We start from the raw sequence: 16,396 nt of genomic DNA, 5'->3' as shown, positions 1-16,396 counted from the left end.
TCCCTAATGCATAAACTGGCGTAATACATGGCCGACAACGCCAATAAATAAAATGATTTTAATCACCTGCCAGAGGCCAAAGCCGCCGCCAGATTCCTCCGTACTCGGCGAAGTCACCGTCGTCACCGGTTCTTCATCTGCGACTACAGCTTCACACGGTGTGGCGACAGCCGCAGCCCGCCCCAGCAACCCGCGAATAACCAGCGCTTCCAACGGGCAGATATCCGGCGCATCAAGCTTCGTTACCAGCCTCTGTAATAATGTCGCTGACGGCTCCTCGGCGCACGCCAGGCTATCCGCCACCTGATACAACAGCCAGTATGGATGCTGGCTATGCGCCTCACTCATCGCTGGCGCGCCATAATTCAAACGCCGCGCAATAAAACTTTCGCTTAGCGGCGATAATGCGCCGCTGTGCAGCGCCTCGGCCCACAGCAAGCAGGAACGGGCGCTGGAGCCGGGAATATACAGCAGCGGTTCGCCATCGATATCGACCTGCTCACGCCCCTCAACCTCCATCACCAGCAGCGGGAAAAAGTCAGGCCGATGCTGGCGGCACCAGCGCAGCAACAGATCGTCAAGCTGGGTGGAAGGATGCGCCCACCACTGCGCGTAAAGTTCCGGCAGCAGGCTATCGCCTTCACCGCAAAATACGCGCTGGGCTAAGTAGTAATAACCCGGCGTTGCGTTATCGGGTTCGGCTTCCTGCCATGCCAGGGCGACAGGCAGCAGCTCCGCAATACCCCAGTGCAAGGTGCTGAACCAGCGTAACAGACGTCGTTGAAAGCGTAGATTGTCCGGGATAATCCAGGCGCCGTGCTGGGCCATAAGTTGGGCGAAATAGAGAGGATGCTCGAAAAAGGTGTTGTCCAGGGCATCATAAAAAGCAATGGTCTGGTTTTGTACCGCCACTGGCAAATGCAGCAATAGCGAATAATCAAACAGGTCGCCACGGCGGATTTCAAACAAAAGATCCTCCACCTCCTCGGCATCGACATCTCGATTATCACTCCCCTGTTCCCAAGCCAGGCGATCTGACAGCAGTTTCAAACACGAGTACGAAATAGGAAAGGTCTTCATCGCGATAGCGCACAGCCACCAGCGCGATTTTTCGACCTGTGAAATCGATAATTTATTGATCTGTTGGATAAACTCCTGCCATGCCTGCGGCTGAAAGCGCCGTTCGCCATCCGCCAGCAAATCACCGAATATCTCCCTGAGATAATTCACCCACGGGGTATCGGGATCCTCTTCAACCACCGTAATGGCGGGCGATGTTGTCCCCTGCAATGCATTCTCATAGGCCTCTCGCAATTGCTTAAAACCCTGCGGATCGGTTTCCGGATGAAATGACGGAAGCAGCGCCAGATAAGCCTGACGAATGGCGTCGGTATCCGTGGTGGCCTCAATACCAAGGACTTGCCAACAGGTTTTCATAGATCGCTCACCTCCTGAAGCGTGTCCGGGCATTCAGGGTAATGGGGCAGGTAGCGCCACGGCAGCGTTGCGTAAAAACTGTCTTTCCCGGCGATCAGCTTATTCATCATACGTCGCCCCGCGTCGTCAAACTCCTTACGGGCGAATGTCTCGCGTAGCAGCGGTAGGTTATCGCCATTCCGTAACTGCCAGTACAAACGCCCGGTGTAATAGGCGCTGAAATATTGCAACCAGCCGGAATAATAGCTGAGCGCACGAAGCTGTATCCGCGACTGCAGCCACAGGCTCTCCTCTTCCGTCAGCCATTCATTGAGCACGCCCATGCGGCAGAGAAATCCCATCCGCACATAATCCCAGCTGCGAATACCGCCTTCGCCGCAACACACGGCGGTATCGGCGACGAATCGGGCATAAATGCGATCTCCCTCGTCCAGCGCGTCGGTATACTCCTGCCACTCCTGCGGCGCATACCTAAACCAGCGGCGATATAGCCATTCCAGTTGCGTGGCATGACCGTCATCCGTCATGCGGGAAATGGTCTGAAGCAGTTCATCGCGATTTTCAATACCCCACGACGATTCAAGATCGAAACGTTTTATCCCTAAATACATTTTCGGTGACGAATGTGAAGGTAAACAGTCCTCGTTCAATACTTCCATCGGCGAGGAAAGTGCAAAGAGTAAATATTGTGATTCTTTATCCATAATAAATCGCCAAAATATATTCACACCACAAATAAAAACGCAATTGAAAACTAAAATAGAGTACAACAAAGCCAAATCGCAATATATTATTAATCTAAAAAACAATGGCGGGATAAATTAAAAAATGAATCATTCCATAACCAGTCATCCCTGCGACAACGTATCTTTAGCACAATTAACCGAACTGGCGCAGTCAGGAAATAGTGAAGCTCAATATATATTAGGCCGTTTATATAATGACGAACGTATAGATGGCAGCGAAGAGGATAAGCTCTCTTTTTATTGGCTACAGCAGGCGGCTGAACAAGGGCATTGCGAGGCGCAATATTGGCTCGGCTTAAGATACAAAGACACGCCTACCGACATGAAAGATAATACACTGGCTTTATTCTGGTCAGAAAAAGCCGCACAGCAAGGACACCGCCACGCTTTCAACACATTAGGCTGGGTTCAGGAAGGAGAAACCGGGATGGCTCCAGATTATGCCCAGGCCGTTGCCTGGTATCGCAAAGGAGCAGAACAGAGCCACAACCTTGCGCAATATAATCTCGGGAGAATGTATCATTCAGGAACTGGCGTAGAGCAAAATGATACACAGGCACTCTACTGGTTTAAACAGGCAGCATTACAAGGCCATTGCGCCAGCCAGGAAAGACTGGCGTATATGTATGGCAATGGGAAAGGATGTCGGAAAAATTTATCCCTTGCCGCCCTTTGGTACAAGAAGAGCGCGCTACAAGAGAGCAGCTACTCGCAATATCAGATGGGCTATTGTTATTACATCGGAAAAGGTATCAAACAAGATTACCAGCAGGCAATATACTGGTTTCGAAAAGCGGCAGACCAGGGTGACGATGATGCCTATAACAGTATCGGCTGGATGTACAAATGCGGTCATGGCGTCGAGCAAAATTATTCGCTAGCACTGGAATGGTTCCACAAATCAGCAGAATGTAACAATTCATCGGGCTGGTACAACCTCGGATGCATGTACAGAGATGGATACGGTACCGCACAAGACCTACAACAAGCGCTTTACTGGTTCAAAAAAGCACAGCCCACGGGCAAATGGAACGTCGACGAAGAGATCCGCAAACTGGAAGCCCAACTGCACGCTTAACATGGCGGACGGCAACCGTCCGCTCACGATAATGAACCTTACGGCTCAAACGGCCTGCGCTGGAACTGATCGTGCCCACACTTCGGGCAGAGCGGCAGCACATCCGGCGTGTAAACCGCCAGATGATAGTGGCATTTCTCGCACACCAGATTCCCCAACCCCACCACTTCGCCACTGTGATACACGCCGTGGTGATTCAAATCCTGGAAGACTTCACGCCATTCCAGCTGGGTTTTGTCGGTAATATCCGCCAGTTCCTGCCAGAGACTCTCTTTAATCACCCGCAAGAAGACGCTATCTTCCTGGCTCTCTTCGTAGCTCATGGCGAACTCTTCCAGATCGCGTCTGACAGCGCGCGTCAGTTCGTCCACCTCGGTTCGCGTTAACTCCCCTGTTTGCATCACGCGCTGGCGCGCCTGCTCCACCAGCGCATCAATGTCGCGCTCGCCATTGCGTAAACGCTCACTTAATGAGGCCACCAGTTCACGGTAATATTGAGCAACCTTGTTCATCACTTCACCTCTTGGATCGTTAACTGCCTATAATAATAGACGTTATTTGCGTTACGCTTTGCAAGGCTGCCCACAGAGTCTGTAAATTCTTGTCAGGCCGACTCACGTATCCAGCGCGTCAGCGAGGTACGATCGACATTTAACCGTTTCGCCACTAACGATTTATTATCCCTTTCCGCCTCTAATAATTTTCTCAAAATACGCAGGCGAATCGTTTTATAATCGCCAGCCAGCATCTGGCAGTCGTGGCAGGTAGTTGGCTCGCGTCGGCTCCCCTCTTCCAGATCGTCCAGCAAGAGGCGACCCTCATCCAGCGTTGCCGGGGAGTGATCAATAGAGAGCACCAGCCGTTCGATAATATTGCTTAACTGCCTGACGTTTCCGGGCCAGGCGAAGCGCTGAAGCTCTTGCCACAGCGCCGGGGTTAACGTTAGTGCCGGGCGTTTATAATGCTGGCTGAAACTAGTAAGCAGCGACAGGCCGATGGCTTTGATATCCTCCGGACGTTTGCGTAGCGGGATGGTGGTCACTTTTAATACGTTAAGCCGATAATAAAGATCTTCGCGAAATGTCCCGTCCGCAATGAGCTTCGTTAACGTCTGATTGGTCGCCGCAATCACGCGAATATCAACAGGTATCATCTGGTCTGAGCCCAGCCGCATAATCTGCCGCTCCTGCAATACCCGTAATAAGCGCGTCTGTAGCGGTTTATCCAGTTCGCTAATCTCATCCAGAAAAATGGTACCGTGGTGCGCTAATTCAAACAGGCCTATTTTGCCTTTCGGCGACGCGCCGGTAAATGCGCCGGCGACATAGCCAAAGAGTTCGCTCTCCAGAATCTGAGGGGCCATCGCGCCGCAGTTAATGGCGACAAACGGGCCGTTGACGCGTTGGCTGGCATTATGAATACTTTGCGCCAGCACCTCTTTTCCCGTCCCGCTTTCGCCATTAATTAAGATAGTCGCGTCCGTACCGGCATAATTTTTAATGATCGCCAGACGACGCAGCATTTCCGGGTTTTCGGTAAGCAGATCGTCGAAATGATAGCGGGCACTCAAGCCGCGGCGAGACAGTTCCTGGCGGCGAACATGATGTTCCGCCCCCTGTAAACTGGAGACGGTTTGCATCGTCAACACCACCCGGCTTAACTGTCTGGCCGCAAATACCGGATACAGATTAACCACCATCGCGCCTTGCGGCGTATCGACGACTTTCGCGCTGACGGTTTTTCCCTCGCGTAATGTATGCCGCTCCTGGAGCAATACCTGTTTCAGAAAAGACGCGTCATAAATTTCACCGGAGGCGTTAATTTTAAAAAGTTGGCTCGCATATTTATTGTAATGCAGTAACGCGCCGGTATCATCAAGCGTGATAACAGCTTTATCAAACTGATCGAGAATCAGCTGCAGATGATGACGCTCGAGTAATTGGCTGCGAAAAGCCAGATATAATGAGCGGGCTTCTTCCAGAGCTTCGGTTATTGAGGCGGGGCTGGAATCAAGTAAACGGAATTGCGAGCCCAGCGGTGAAAAATAATCCTGACAAACGGTATCGCCAACAATGCAATCTAATGGCGTGGACGCTAATTGCCGCTTCAGGCAAGAAATCGTTTCTTTATCATTTCCCTGTAAGGTAAAAATTTTATAGTTAATATTTAACTGTTCCGCTACGCGCGCGCATCCTTTGATCACACTGGAAAAGCCGACAATACCGACAGTGCCTTTTTGTCCTTTAAAAGGGATAAGCGCATCAAGAATGTCGTAGCCGGACATTTTAATTTCGACTACCGGTAATTTACTGTGCTTTTTTAATATTTCCGCACAGCCGCCACGACTAATCAGTACCTGGTGCCCACGGGACTCTAATAAAGGTAGCTCATCCAGGATACGATTAAGCGTCGTTTGATGAATAGTGACGGCGTAATCCAACTGCGCGACCAGCGCCTCGGCAGCCTTTGCCAGTTGCGGATAAGGAGAGACAAAACAGAGAGGAGATGCGGCTATATCTTTCGTCTTATTCATCACTCACCATCCTGTTGGTTTATAAACGGGCGAGACCGCCCGTCGTGATTTATTTTCCGCCGAAACGCTAACCGCCTGCGGCGGCTGGGTTCAGTTTACGATCGTAGCGTTTTTTTATCCATATGGTCAGGAAGGGGGCGCACAGAGCGGTAATAATCGTCGAGGCCGCCACCTGCGCCGCCGCCGTCGACGCCAGGTCAGTAAAATGCGGATCGAGCAGCGCGATTGCCGCTGGCGTCGCGACGGCGTTGCCAGAGGTGGTGGATACCGCCGCGCCTGCCACGCCGCTGCCTCCCGTCAGACGATCGGCGAAAATATTAAAAAATCCGCCAATCGCCACCGTCATGAGCCCCAGTAAAATGCCTGAAGAACCTGCCGTGATAAGTCTTGCGAAATCAATACCGTATCCTAACCCAAAGGCAAAAAAGGGAATCGTTACCACGCTGCCCTGTTTAAGAAACTTGCGCATGTCCTCATCCAGATTGCCCAAAATCATGCCAATGATAATGGGAATAATAACCGCCACCAGATTCATAAAGGGTATCGACACCATGCCTGCCGACCCTAACGCCAGCATGGTGAAAAAGGGACCATCGTTCAACGATATTACCGCAATCGCGCCGCCGTCGGTTTCATCGCCGTACTCCCCCACCAACGCGGCATATAACCCACTGTTCGAGTTGGTCATCGCCGAAATAATCGCTAAAGCCGACAGACCTAATAACCCATCCGGGCCGCAAAATTTTCCGACCAGAATGCCAATAATCACGCCGCTGGCAAATTTCGCAAAGGTGATCGCAGCGCCTTTTTTCAGCGCTTTCGGCGCGGCTTTAAACTGGATATCCGCGCCCATACAGACTAAAAACATGCCTAAAATCGCCATTGCGCCATGCGAAATAGAGGTGACAAAACCGCCTATTTCCAGCGCCTCCGGCGCAAAAGTTTTAAACAATGCGCCGATGATTAGCGGTACAACCATCATACCACCAGGAAAACGTTCCAGTGTTTTTTTAATTTTCATAGCTTATTCCCAGGAGATAACCGGACAGCTTGTGCTGCCCGATTTGGTATCAGAACGTCGGCGCGATCTTATAAATAGAGAATTCGTTATGACCTAAATCTTCTGATTTAGTCGTTTTCCCATTCGCGACGCGTAAAATTTCCTGATAAATTTCCTCGCCCATTTGCGTAATAGAAGCCTCGCCAGACATAATGGCGGACACATCAATATCAATATTGTCCTGCATCATTTCCCACGTTGCTTTATTACCCGTAATTTTTATTACCGGCGCTATTGGGTTACCGGCAGGCGTTCCGCGACCGGTAGTAAAAATAACGATCTGCGCTCCACCCGCCACCATGCCGGAAATAGATTCAATATCCTGCCCTGGGGTATCCATAATCCACAGGCCCGGATGCGTTGGACTATCGGCATATTCCAGTACGCCCTGTAACGGCGCATGACCCGCTTTATGCATACAGCCTAACGATTTTTCTTCAATGGTAGTCAACCCGCCTTTAATATTGCCCGGCGTCGGCTGTCCCCCGCGAATATCCTCGCCCAGCGCTTTTGCTCGCGCCTCGCAGCCGACCACTAAATCAATGAGCTGTTGACCAACCTCCGGCGTCACCGCGCGTTTCGCCATCACATGCTCGGCGCCAATAAATTCCGTCGTTTCAGAAAGAATTGAGCTTCCGCCGCAGCGTATCAGCTTATCCGAGGCGACCCCGCAGGAAGGGTTAGACGCCAGCCCCGATGTCGTATCTGACCCACCGCACTCCATCGCCAGCAGCAGCTCGCTAACCGGTGCTTGCTGCGGTTTTTGCATGGAGAGTTGTTGCGCATAGTCGCGGGCCAGCGAAATCCCCCTGGCCTGACATTTAAGCGTGCCGCCCTCTTCCTGAATGGTGATGCAGGAGGTCGGTTTGCCAAATGCGGTAATCTCTTCTGCGATGCGCAGCGGCTCCGCGCCTTCACAGCCTAAGCCCACAACCACAATAGCGCCGACGTTGGGATTATTCGCCACATTAATCAATGTCTTTTCCGTCAGACGCGCATCGCCTGCCACCTGGCAGCAGCCAAAATCGTTATTCACCCATGTCGCGCCTTTTACCTGCCGGGCAATATCCTGGGCAACTTTATTCGCACAAACGCTGGTAGGTAAAATCAGTACATAATTACGGATGCCAAAACGGCCGTCAGGGCGGCGGAAACCCAAAAAAGTCTCATTGCTCATAATCATTTTCCCTTGTTTTATATTATTTCCAGTCACCACGTCCGCGTTCGCTTTCCACATTGTGGACGTGCACATAGTCGCCACTTTTTATTTCCTGAGTGGCGCGGCCAATGGATTCGCCATATTTATAAACTTCGCCATGAAAAGGCACATCGCAGATGGCGAATTTGTGGCCAAATGGCACATCCTGATGTAACACAACGCTTATCTCGCGTTCGCCAATGAACATTGTGGCGGTTTCGCCGGCCTTGAGCGCCGTAATAGCCGTCGCGACGCAATCCTGAGGGTGAATCACCACTGCATTTTTTTTCACGATTAACTCCTTTGCTTTAGTCCTGTCTTCCCTAATCAAAAGGCGTGCCATTTTTTAACTTATTGTTTTATATGACTTTATTTTCACAGACCGATCTGGCGGTGACAGGAACTGCGGTAATTTGCCTCAGTCGTGTCGCATTTTGCGTCACCTCCTCATGAACGCCTGGCGCGACAAATGTTCTACCCCCTGTTTTGACGTGCGTGTTTGGGCTATGCTATGCGGATCTAAACACCACCTCTAAAGCTACATTTGTAGCTGTATCGAAAACAGGACTACTGGCTGCCATGCAAGAGCAATACCGCCCGGAAGAGATAGAATCCAAAGTACAGCTTCACTGGGATGAGAAGCGCACATTTGAAGTGACCGAAGACGAGAGCAAAGAGAAGTATTACTGCCTGTCGATGCTTCCCTATCCTTCTGGCCGACTACACATGGGCCACGTACGTAACTACACCATCGGCGACGTGGTTGCCCGCTACCAGCGTATGCTGGGCAAAAACGTGCTGCAGCCAATCGGCTGGGACGCCTTCGGCCTGCCGGCGGAAGGCGCGGCGGTGAAGAACAACACCGCGCCGGCACCGTGGACGTACGACAACATCGCGTACATGAAAAACCAGCTCAAAACGCTGGGTTTTGGCTATGACTGGAGCCGTGAAATCGCGACCTGCACCCCGGAATACTACCGTTGGGAACAGAAGTTCTTCACCGAGCTGTATAAAAAAGGCCTGGTGTACAAGAAGACTTCTGCCGTTAACTGGTGCCCGAACGATCAGACCGTTCTCGCCAACGAACAGGTGATCGACGGCTGCTGCTGGCGCTGCGACACCAAAGTTGAGCGTAAAGAGATCCCACAGTGGTTTATCAAAATCACCGCTTACGCAGACGAGCTGTTGCGCGATCTGGATAAGCTGGACCACTGGCCTGATACCGTAAAAACGATGCAGCGCAACTGGATTGGCCGCTCTGAAGGCGTGGAAATCACCTTCGATGTGAAGGGTTACGATAACACCCTGACCGTCTATACCACCCGTCCGGATACCTTTATGGGCGCCACCTACCTGGCAGTGGCCGCCGGTCATCCGCTGGCGCAAAAAGCGGCGGCGAACAACGCCGAGCTGGCGGCGTTCATCGACGAATGCCGTAACACCAAAGTGGCCGAAGCCGAAATGGCGACCATGGAGAAAAAAGGCGTCGACACCGGCTTTAAAGCGATTCATCCGTTAACTGGCGAAGAGATCCCGGTCTGGGCGGCAAACTTTGTGCTGATGGAGTACGGCACTGGCGCGGTGATGGCCGTTCCGGGTCACGATCAGCGCGACTACGAATTTGCCTCCAAATATGGTTTGACCATCAAGCCGGTAATTCTGGCCGCTGACGGTTCCGAGCCGGATCTTTCCGAACAGGCGCTGACCGAAAAAGGCGTGCTGTTTAACTCCGGCGAGTTCGACGGTCTGGCCTTTGAAGCGGCGTTTAACGCCATTGCCGATAAACTGGCGGAAAAAGGCGTCGGCGAACGTAAAGTGAACTATCGTCTGCGTGACTGGGGCGTTTCCCGTCAGCGTTACTGGGGCGCGCCGATCCCGATGGTCACCCTGGAAGACGGCACCGTGCTGCCGACGCCGGAAGATCAACTGCCGGTTATTCTGCCGGAAGATGTCGTCATGGACGGCATCACCAGCCCGATCAAGGCCGATCCTGAGTGGGCGAAAACCACCGTTAACGGTATGCCGGCGCTGCGTGAAACCGACACCTTCGACACCTTTATGGAATCGTCATGGTACTACGCGCGTTACACCTGCCCGCAGTATCAGGAAGGAATGCTGGATTCGAAAGCGGCAAACTACTGGCTGCCAGTCGACATCTACATCGGCGGTATTGAACATGCCATCATGCACCTGCTCTACTTCCGCTTCTTCCATAAGCTGATGCGCGATGCGGGCATGGTCACCTCTGACGAGCCGGCTAAGCAGTTGCTGTGCCAGGGCATGGTACTGGCGGATGCGTTCTATTATGTCGGCGAGAACGGCGAACGTAACTGGGTTTCGCCAGTTGACGCTATCGTCGAGCGCGATGAAAAAGGCCGCATCGTCAAAGCAAAAGACGCAGCGGGTCATGAGCTGGTCTACACTGGCATGAGTAAAATGTCCAAGTCGAAAAATAACGGTATCGACCCGCAGGTAATGGTTGAACGTTATGGCGCGGACACGGTACGCCTGTTTATGATGTTCGCTTCTCCGGCGGATATGACTCTGGAATGGCAGGAGTCCGGCGTAGAAGGCGCAAACCGCTTTATTAAACGCGTCTGGAAGCTGGTTTACGAACACACCGCTAAAGGTCCTGTCGCGGCGCTGAACGTCGATGCGCTGAGCGAAGATCAAAAAGCGCTGCGTCGCGATGTGCATAAAACCATTGCCAAAGTGACCGATGATATCGGCCGCCGTCAGACGTTCAACACCGCCATTGCGGCGATCATGGAGTTGATGAACAAACTGGCGAAAGCCCCGCAGGAAGGCGAACAAGACCGCGCACTGCTTCAGGAAGCGCTGCAGGCCGTCGTGCGTATGCTTAACCCGTTCACCCCGCACGTCTGCTTTACCTTGTGGCAGGAACTGGGCGGCGAAGGCGATATCGACAACGCGCCGTGGCCGGTTGCCGACGAGCAGGCAATGGTGGAAAACACCACGCTGGTTGTCGTGCAGGTTAACGGTAAAGTTCGCGGTAAGATCACCGTTGCGGTGGATGCCACCGAAGAACAGGTGCGTGAACGTGCAGGCCAGGAACATCTGGTGGCAAAATATCTTGATGGCGTTACCGTGCGTAAAGTGATTTACGTTCCGGGTAAACTCCTCAATCTGGTTGTTGGCTAAGCGCGGGAGGAAGCGTGCGATATCTGGTAACACTGTTGTTATCTCTGGCGGTGCTGGTCACCGCCGGATGCGGCTGGCATCTGCGTAGCACTACGCAGGTTCCGGCTTCAATGAAAACGATGATCCTCGATTCCGGCGATCCGAACGGTCCGCTAAGTCGTGCGGTACGTAATCAGTTACGGCTGAATAACGTAAACCTGCTTGATAAAGACACAACGCGCAAAGACGTTCCGTCTCTGCGGCTTGGAACGGTGACTATTTCGCAGGATACGGCGTCAGTGTTCCAGGACGGCCAGACGGCGGAATATCAGATGGTGATGACCGTCAATGCCTCGGTATTGATTCCGGGCCATGACATCTATCCTATCAGCACGAAAGTGTACCGTTCGTTCTTCGATAACCCGCAGATGGCGTTGGCGAAGGATAACGAGCAGGCCATGATCGTTCAGGAGATGTACGACAAAGCCGCTGAACAGCTGATTCGCAAGCTGACCAGCGTCCGCGCGGCGGATATTCAGGCGACGAAAGAGGAGGCTACCGCCGACAATGAGACGGCGGCGCCCGCCTCTACGCCAGCACGCGTCTCCACTACGCTGAGTAACTAATGATCAGGTTGTATCCTGAACAACTCCGCGCGCAGCTCAACGAAGGGCTGCGTGCGGCATATCTGCTATTGGGCAACGATCCGCTGCTGCTGCAGGAAAGTCAGGACGCTATTCGTCTGGCGGCTGCGTCGCAAGGCTTCGAAGAGCACCACGCTTTTACTCTCGATCCCAGTACCGACTGGGGATCGCTTTTCTCACTTTGCCAGGCGATGAGCCTGTTCGCCAGCCGTCAAACGCTGGTGCTGCAACTGCCGGAAAACGGGCCTAACGCGGCAATGAATGAGCAACTCGCCACGCTGAGCGAGCTGCTGCATGACGACCTGTTATTAATAGTACGCGGAAACAAGCTCACCAAAGCGCAGGAAAACGCCGCCTGGTATACCGCGCTGGCAGACCGTAGCGTTCAGGTCAGTTGTCAGACGCCGGAGCAGGCGCAGCTTCCCCGCTGGGTGGCCGCCAGAGCGAAAGCACAGAATTTGCAACTGGATGACGCCGCGAACCAACTGCTGTGCTATTGCTATGAGGGCAATCTGTTGGCGCTGACACAGGCGCTGGAACGGCTGTCGCTGCTTTGGCCTGACGGTAAGTTAACGCTTCCTCGCGTGGAGCAGGCCGTCAATGACGCCGCCCACTTTACCCCTTTCCACTGGGTGGATGCGTTACTGATGGGGAAAAGCAAACGCGCGCTGCATATCCTGCAACAGCTACGCCTTGAAGGCAGCGAACCGGTTATTCTGCTGCGCACCCTCCAGCGAGAGCTGCTGCTACTGGTAAATCTCAAACGTCAGTCCGCGCATACGCCGTTACGCGCGCTGTTTGATAAACACCGGGTCTGGCAAAACCGTCGCCCCATGATCGGCGACGCGTTGCAGCGTCTCCATCCTGCGCAGCTTCGCCAGGCCGTGCAGTTACTGACGCGTACAGAAATTACGCTCAAACAGGATTATGGTCAGTCGGTATGGGCAGATCTTGAAGGGCTGTCACTCCTGCTCTGCCATAAGGCGCTGGCAGACGTATTTATTGATGGGTGATATGAAATCGTTACAGGCTTTATTCGGCGGCACCTTTGATCCGGTGCATTATGGACATCTTAAACCTGTTGAAACGCTGGCGAATCTGATCGGCTTATCGCGGGTGATTATTATGCCTAACAATGTGCCGCCGCATCGCCCCCAGCCGGAAGCCTCCAGCGCGCAGCGTAAATATATGCTGGAGCTGGCTATCGCCGATAAGCCGCTTTTTACGCTGGATGAACGCGAGCTACAGCGAAACGCGCCCTCTTACACTGCGCAAACGCTGAAAGCATGGCGCGAAGAACAGGGTCCCGAAGCGCCGCTGGCGTTTATTATCGGCCAGGACTCGCTGCTTAACTTCCCCACATGGCATGATTACGACACCATCCTTGATAACACTCACCTGATCGTTTGTCGTCGTCCCGGCTACCCCCTTGAAATGACGCAGGCGCAACACCAGCAGTGGCTGGAACAGCATCTGACCCATACGCCGGACGATCTGCACCAGTTGCCAGCCGGTAAAATTTACCTGGCGGAAACGCCCTGGCTTAATATCTCCGCAACCCTCATCCGCGAACGGCTGGAAAAAGGCGAATCCTGCGACGATCTGTTGCCGGAAAACGTGCTGAACTACATCAATCAGCAGGGGTTATACCGGTAAGCACATTGCGCAGCGCCGACAGCAGACGCTCGTTTTGCGCAGCGCTGCGTATCGCCACACGATAATAGCGGCTGTCCAGCCCCGGGTCGTTAGCGCAGCTACGGATTAAAATCCGCTGCATCAGCAACCGTCGCTGCAGGTCAATATCCTCTCGCTCACAGCGTAACAACAGATAGTTTGCCCGCCCGGGATAAATCGTCAGCAGGGGGAGCTGACAAAGCGCCTGATAAAACCGGGCGCCCTCCTCCCGTAACCAATGCCAGGTCGCCTGTTGCCAGGCGCTATCCTGTAACGCTACCTCACCGGCCAGCGCCGCCAGCGCGTTAACCGACCACGGCATTTGTTGGCGACGCATCCGCGCTACCGCCGCGTCATCGCTATTGACGAGATATCCCAACCGCAGGCCGGGAATGGCATAAAATTTGGTCAGCGAACGCAGCACCCAGATATGCGGATTATCTTTAAGAGCAGGAATAAAGCCCGTCTCATGCGGAATAAAATCGATAAACGCTTCATCCAGGATCAGGTTAATGTTCAGCGATTTGCAGCGATCGGCAATGGCCTGTAATAACTGCCGCTCCGGCAGCAGGCCGGTAGGATTATTGGGCGTACACAGAAACAGGCAGTCCAGATCGGGCGTCAACGCCTCAAGAATGGCATCGGTAAGCTGCCAGCCATCCGCTTCGCGTAGAGACCAGCGACGAATTTCACAGCCACTTTGCGCCAGCGCCCGGCCATACTCCGCGAAACCTGGCGTGACAATCATTGCACGACGCGGTTTAAGACCGCTCGCCACGGTAAAGATTGACTCCGTCTCGCCATTTCCCGCCAGTATCCACGATGCCGGCACCTGATGATGACGCGCCAGCGCCTGGTGCAAATGAAAATAATCGGCGTCCGGGTAGCGCTCAATGCAGTCCAGATTGTCGATAAGCGCGCGTTTCACGCTGACAGGCATACCCAGCGGATTAATGTTTGCGCTAAAATCCAGTAACTGGTCAGGCGAGATGCCCAACACCGTCGCGGCTTCCCGAATATTACCGCCATGCGCGCTGTTGAATAACGCCATTATGCCTCCGGCCAAAAAACGCTATTTTAGTGAAAAAAACGTTGCGCAATCAGGGGCATTATCATGTTTTGCGCATTTAACCTCATGAGGATTACCATGCGATTGTGGCTGGTGCGTCATGGCGAAACCGAGGCCAATGTCGCCGGGTTGTATAGCGGACATGCTCCCACGCCGTTAACGGAAAAAGGGATTGGCCAGGCGAAAACGCTACATACTTTATTGCGCCACGCGCCATTTGACCGGGTGTTATGCAGCGAGCTGGAGCGCGCGCGCCATACCGCCCGGCTCGTACTGGAGGGCCGGGATGTGCCGCAACACATCTTACCTGAGCTTAATGAGATGTACTTTGGCGACTGGGAAATGCGCCATCACCGCGACCTCACCCATGAAGATGCCGAAAGCTATGCCGCCTGGTGTACGGACTGGCAGAATGCGGTTCCGACCAACGGCGAGGGTTTTCAGGCTTTTACCCGGCGCGTAGAGCGCTTTATCTCGCGACTCGACGCGTTTAGCGATTGCCAGAACCTGCTGATCGTCAGCCATCAGGGCGTACTCAGCCTGTTGATTGCCCGTCTGCTCGCAATGCCCGCCGCCTCGCTATGGCATTTCCGGGTAGAACAGGGATGCTGGAGCGCAATCGACATATGCGAAGGGTTCGCCACCCTGAAAGTATTAAATAGTCGTGCCGTCTGGCGGCCTGAGTGATGAATTTTCCGTTTTTTCTCGCCGCAGCGGTTTCGCCCATTGACAGCCCCCGACAGGCTGTTATTCTCCGCAGCCAGGCTTTTTTCACCTTGCAGAGCTTTGCAGAAATTGTTTTACAAAAATGGCGATGCTTTCTGTGACGTGGGATGGGATGATAATCTGGTTTTAAACGCCGATCCGGCGACATAAGTCCCGGTATCGCCGCTGATTCAGGTATACTACACGGCGTCCCGCCGGAAGGTTAGCGTTAACTCGCAACGCCTTACCGGTCCAGCCTGTTGGCCTTTTTTCTATCGTTATAACGCAATTATTCACCCAGGGGGAAAACTTGCAGGGTAAAGCACTCCAGGATTTTGTTATCGACAAAATTGATGACCTGAAAGGTCAGGACATCATCGCCTTAGATGTTCAGGGTAAATCCAGTATCACCGACTGTATGATTATTTGTACCGGCACCTCCAGCCGTCACGTTATGTCTATTGCCGACCACGTGGTGCAGTCGTCGCGCGCGGCCGGTATGCTGCCATTGGGCGTCGAAGGCGAAAATGCGGCTGACTGGATTGTCGTCGATCTGGGCGATGTGATTGTGCATGTCATGCAGGAAGAAAGTCGCCGCCTGTATGAACTGGAAAAACTCTGGAGTTAATGCGTGAAGCTGCAACTTGTCGCTGTCGGCACGAAGATGCCCGACTGGGTTCAAACGGGATTTACAGAATATCTGCGTCGTTTTCCGAAAGATATGCCCTTTGAGCTGATCGAAATCCCTGCGGGTAAACGCGGCAAGAACGCGGATATCAAACGCATTCTCGACAAAGAGGGCGAGCAGATGCTGGCCGCCGCCGGTAAGAATCGCATTGTTACCCTGGATATTCCAGGCAAGCCGTGGGATACGCCGCAGTTAGCCAATGAGCTGGAGCGCTGGAAACAGGACGGGCGCGACGTCAGTTTGCTGATTGGCGGCCCGGAAGGATTATCTCCCGCCTGCAAAGCGGCAGCGGAACAGAGCTGGTCGCTCTCGGCGTTAACGCTCCCTCACCCGCTGGTTCGGGTTCTGGTCGCGGAGAGTTTGTACCGGGCGTGGAGCATCACAACCAACCACCCTTATCACCGTGAGTGATCGTGAAGTCTT

The 16,396-nt window shown here is 53.3% G+C and carries 16 protein-coding genes; 8 read left to right on the top strand and 8 right to left on the bottom strand.

Translation table 11 applies throughout. The features are described from left to right. Window positions 1-3 precede the first annotated feature (3 nt). On the bottom strand, window positions 4-1,437 hold the full coding sequence (locus ABVN44_RS05760; protein WP_023231446.1) for a J domain-containing protein: 1,434 nt from the start codon (window positions 1,435-1,437) through the stop codon (window positions 4-6). Further along, the gene (locus ABVN44_RS05755) at window positions 1,434-2,141 is read right to left on the bottom strand and encodes a DUF1266 domain-containing protein (RefSeq protein WP_023137867.1); all 708 of its coding nucleotides are present in this window, start codon (window positions 2,139-2,141) and stop codon (window positions 1,434-1,436) included. Before ABVN44_RS05755 ends, ABVN44_RS05760 begins: the two co-directional genes overlap by 4 nt. Window positions 2,142-2,265: 124 nt before the next feature. Here ABVN44_RS05755 and ABVN44_RS05750 point away from each other — a divergent pair, with 124 nt between their 5' ends. Then, a complete protein-coding gene (locus tag ABVN44_RS05750; RefSeq protein ID WP_001016627.1) occupies window positions 2,266-3,261 on the top strand; it encodes a tetratricopeptide repeat protein in 996 nt (331 codons plus the stop codon). A gap of 38 nt (window positions 3,262-3,299) precedes the next feature. On the opposite strand, the gene ABVN44_RS05745 is transcribed toward ABVN44_RS05750, so the two are convergent. From ABVN44_RS05745 to ABVN44_RS05725, 5 genes are all read right to left on the bottom strand, one after another. Beyond that, window positions 3,300-3,773: a zinc ribbon-containing protein gene (locus tag ABVN44_RS05745; protein ID WP_001044885.1), complete on the bottom strand. Its 474-nt coding sequence runs from the start codon at window positions 3,771-3,773 to the stop codon at window positions 3,300-3,302. 92 nt (window positions 3,774-3,865) lie between these two features. Next, window positions 3,866-5,794 (bottom strand): sigma-54-dependent Fis family transcriptional regulator, encoded by a 1,929-nt coding sequence (locus ABVN44_RS05740; protein WP_017441664.1) that lies wholly within the window; start codon window positions 5,792-5,794, stop codon window positions 3,866-3,868. A gap of 67 nt (window positions 5,795-5,861) precedes the next feature. Beyond that, window positions 5,862-6,815 (bottom strand): 2-keto-3-deoxygluconate permease, encoded by a 954-nt coding sequence (locus ABVN44_RS05735; RefSeq protein WP_023231447.1) that lies wholly within the window; start codon window positions 6,813-6,815, stop codon window positions 5,862-5,864. A 49-nt stretch (window positions 6,816-6,864) separates the two neighbouring features. Then, window positions 6,865-8,037 carry a UxaA family hydrolase gene (locus ABVN44_RS05730; RefSeq protein WP_001670689.1) on the bottom strand — a complete coding sequence of 391 codons (1,173 nt, stop codon included), beginning with the start codon at window positions 8,035-8,037 and terminating at the stop codon, window positions 6,865-6,867. Window positions 8,038-8,053: 16 nt separating this feature from the next. After that, window positions 8,054-8,395, bottom strand: a complete 342-nt coding sequence (locus ABVN44_RS05725) for a UxaA family hydrolase (RefSeq protein ID WP_001574029.1) — start codon at window positions 8,393-8,395, stop codon at window positions 8,054-8,056. Between the two features lie 236 nt (window positions 8,396-8,631). On the opposite strand from ABVN44_RS05725, the gene leuS reads away from it, so the two are divergent. Genes leuS through nadD form a run of 4 tightly spaced genes read left to right on the top strand, consistent with a single transcriptional unit; the run spans window position 8,632 to window position 13,493 of the window. After that, window positions 8,632-11,214: a leucine--tRNA ligase gene (leuS, locus tag ABVN44_RS05720; protein WP_001157912.1), complete on the top strand. Its 2,583-nt coding sequence runs from the start codon at window positions 8,632-8,634 to the stop codon at window positions 11,212-11,214. Between the two features lie 14 nt (window positions 11,215-11,228). After that, window positions 11,229-11,819 carry an LPS assembly lipoprotein LptE gene (gene lptE / locus ABVN44_RS05715; RefSeq protein WP_001269950.1) on the top strand — a complete coding sequence of 197 codons (591 nt, stop codon included), beginning with the start codon at window positions 11,229-11,231 and terminating at the stop codon, window positions 11,817-11,819. Continuing rightward, window positions 11,819-12,850 (top strand): DNA polymerase III subunit delta, encoded by a 1,032-nt coding sequence (holA, locus tag ABVN44_RS05710; protein WP_001728672.1) that lies wholly within the window; start codon window positions 11,819-11,821, stop codon window positions 12,848-12,850. Before lptE ends, holA begins: the two co-directional genes overlap by 1 nt. 1 nt (window position 12,851) lies before the next feature. After that, window positions 12,852-13,493 (top strand): nicotinate-nucleotide adenylyltransferase, encoded by a 642-nt coding sequence (gene nadD / locus ABVN44_RS05705; RefSeq protein ID WP_001518902.1) that lies wholly within the window; start codon window positions 12,852-12,854, stop codon window positions 13,491-13,493. On the opposite strand, the gene cobD is transcribed toward nadD, so the two are convergent. Continuing rightward, window positions 13,468-14,562: a threonine-phosphate decarboxylase CobD gene (gene cobD, locus ABVN44_RS05700; RefSeq protein WP_023231448.1), complete on the bottom strand. Its 1,095-nt coding sequence runs from the start codon at window positions 14,560-14,562 to the stop codon at window positions 13,468-13,470. The two genes, nadD and cobD, sit on opposite strands and share 26 nt — an antisense overlap. Window positions 14,563-14,658: 96 nt before the next feature. Here cobD and ABVN44_RS05695 point away from each other — a divergent pair, with 96 nt between their 5' ends. The 3 genes from ABVN44_RS05695 to rlmH all read left to right on the top strand — a co-directional run bounded on the left by ABVN44_RS05695 (window position 14,659) and on the right by rlmH (window position 16,384). Then, window positions 14,659-15,267: an adenosylcobalamin/alpha-ribazole phosphatase gene (locus ABVN44_RS05695; protein ID WP_001241922.1), complete on the top strand. Its 609-nt coding sequence runs from the start codon at window positions 14,659-14,661 to the stop codon at window positions 15,265-15,267. A 328-nt stretch (window positions 15,268-15,595) separates the two neighbouring features. Next, entirely contained in the window at window positions 15,596-15,913 is a 318-nt protein-coding gene (rsfS, locus tag ABVN44_RS05690; RefSeq protein WP_001161670.1) for a ribosome silencing factor, read from the top strand. A gap of 3 nt (window positions 15,914-15,916) precedes the next feature. Continuing rightward, window positions 15,917-16,384 (top strand): 23S rRNA (pseudouridine(1915)-N(3))-methyltransferase RlmH, encoded by a 468-nt coding sequence (rlmH, locus tag ABVN44_RS05685; RefSeq protein ID WP_000776107.1) that lies wholly within the window; start codon window positions 15,917-15,919, stop codon window positions 16,382-16,384. Window positions 16,385-16,396 lie beyond the last annotated feature (12 nt).

The sequence above is a fragment of the Salmonella sp. SJTUF15570 genome, from assembly GCF_043357055.1.
In the GTDB taxonomy this organism is placed as follows: domain Bacteria; phylum Pseudomonadota; class Gammaproteobacteria; order Enterobacterales; family Enterobacteriaceae; genus Salmonella; species Salmonella enterica.
Note: the sequence above shows the minus strand (reverse complement) of the source record. Positions and strands in the feature narration are given on the sequence as shown.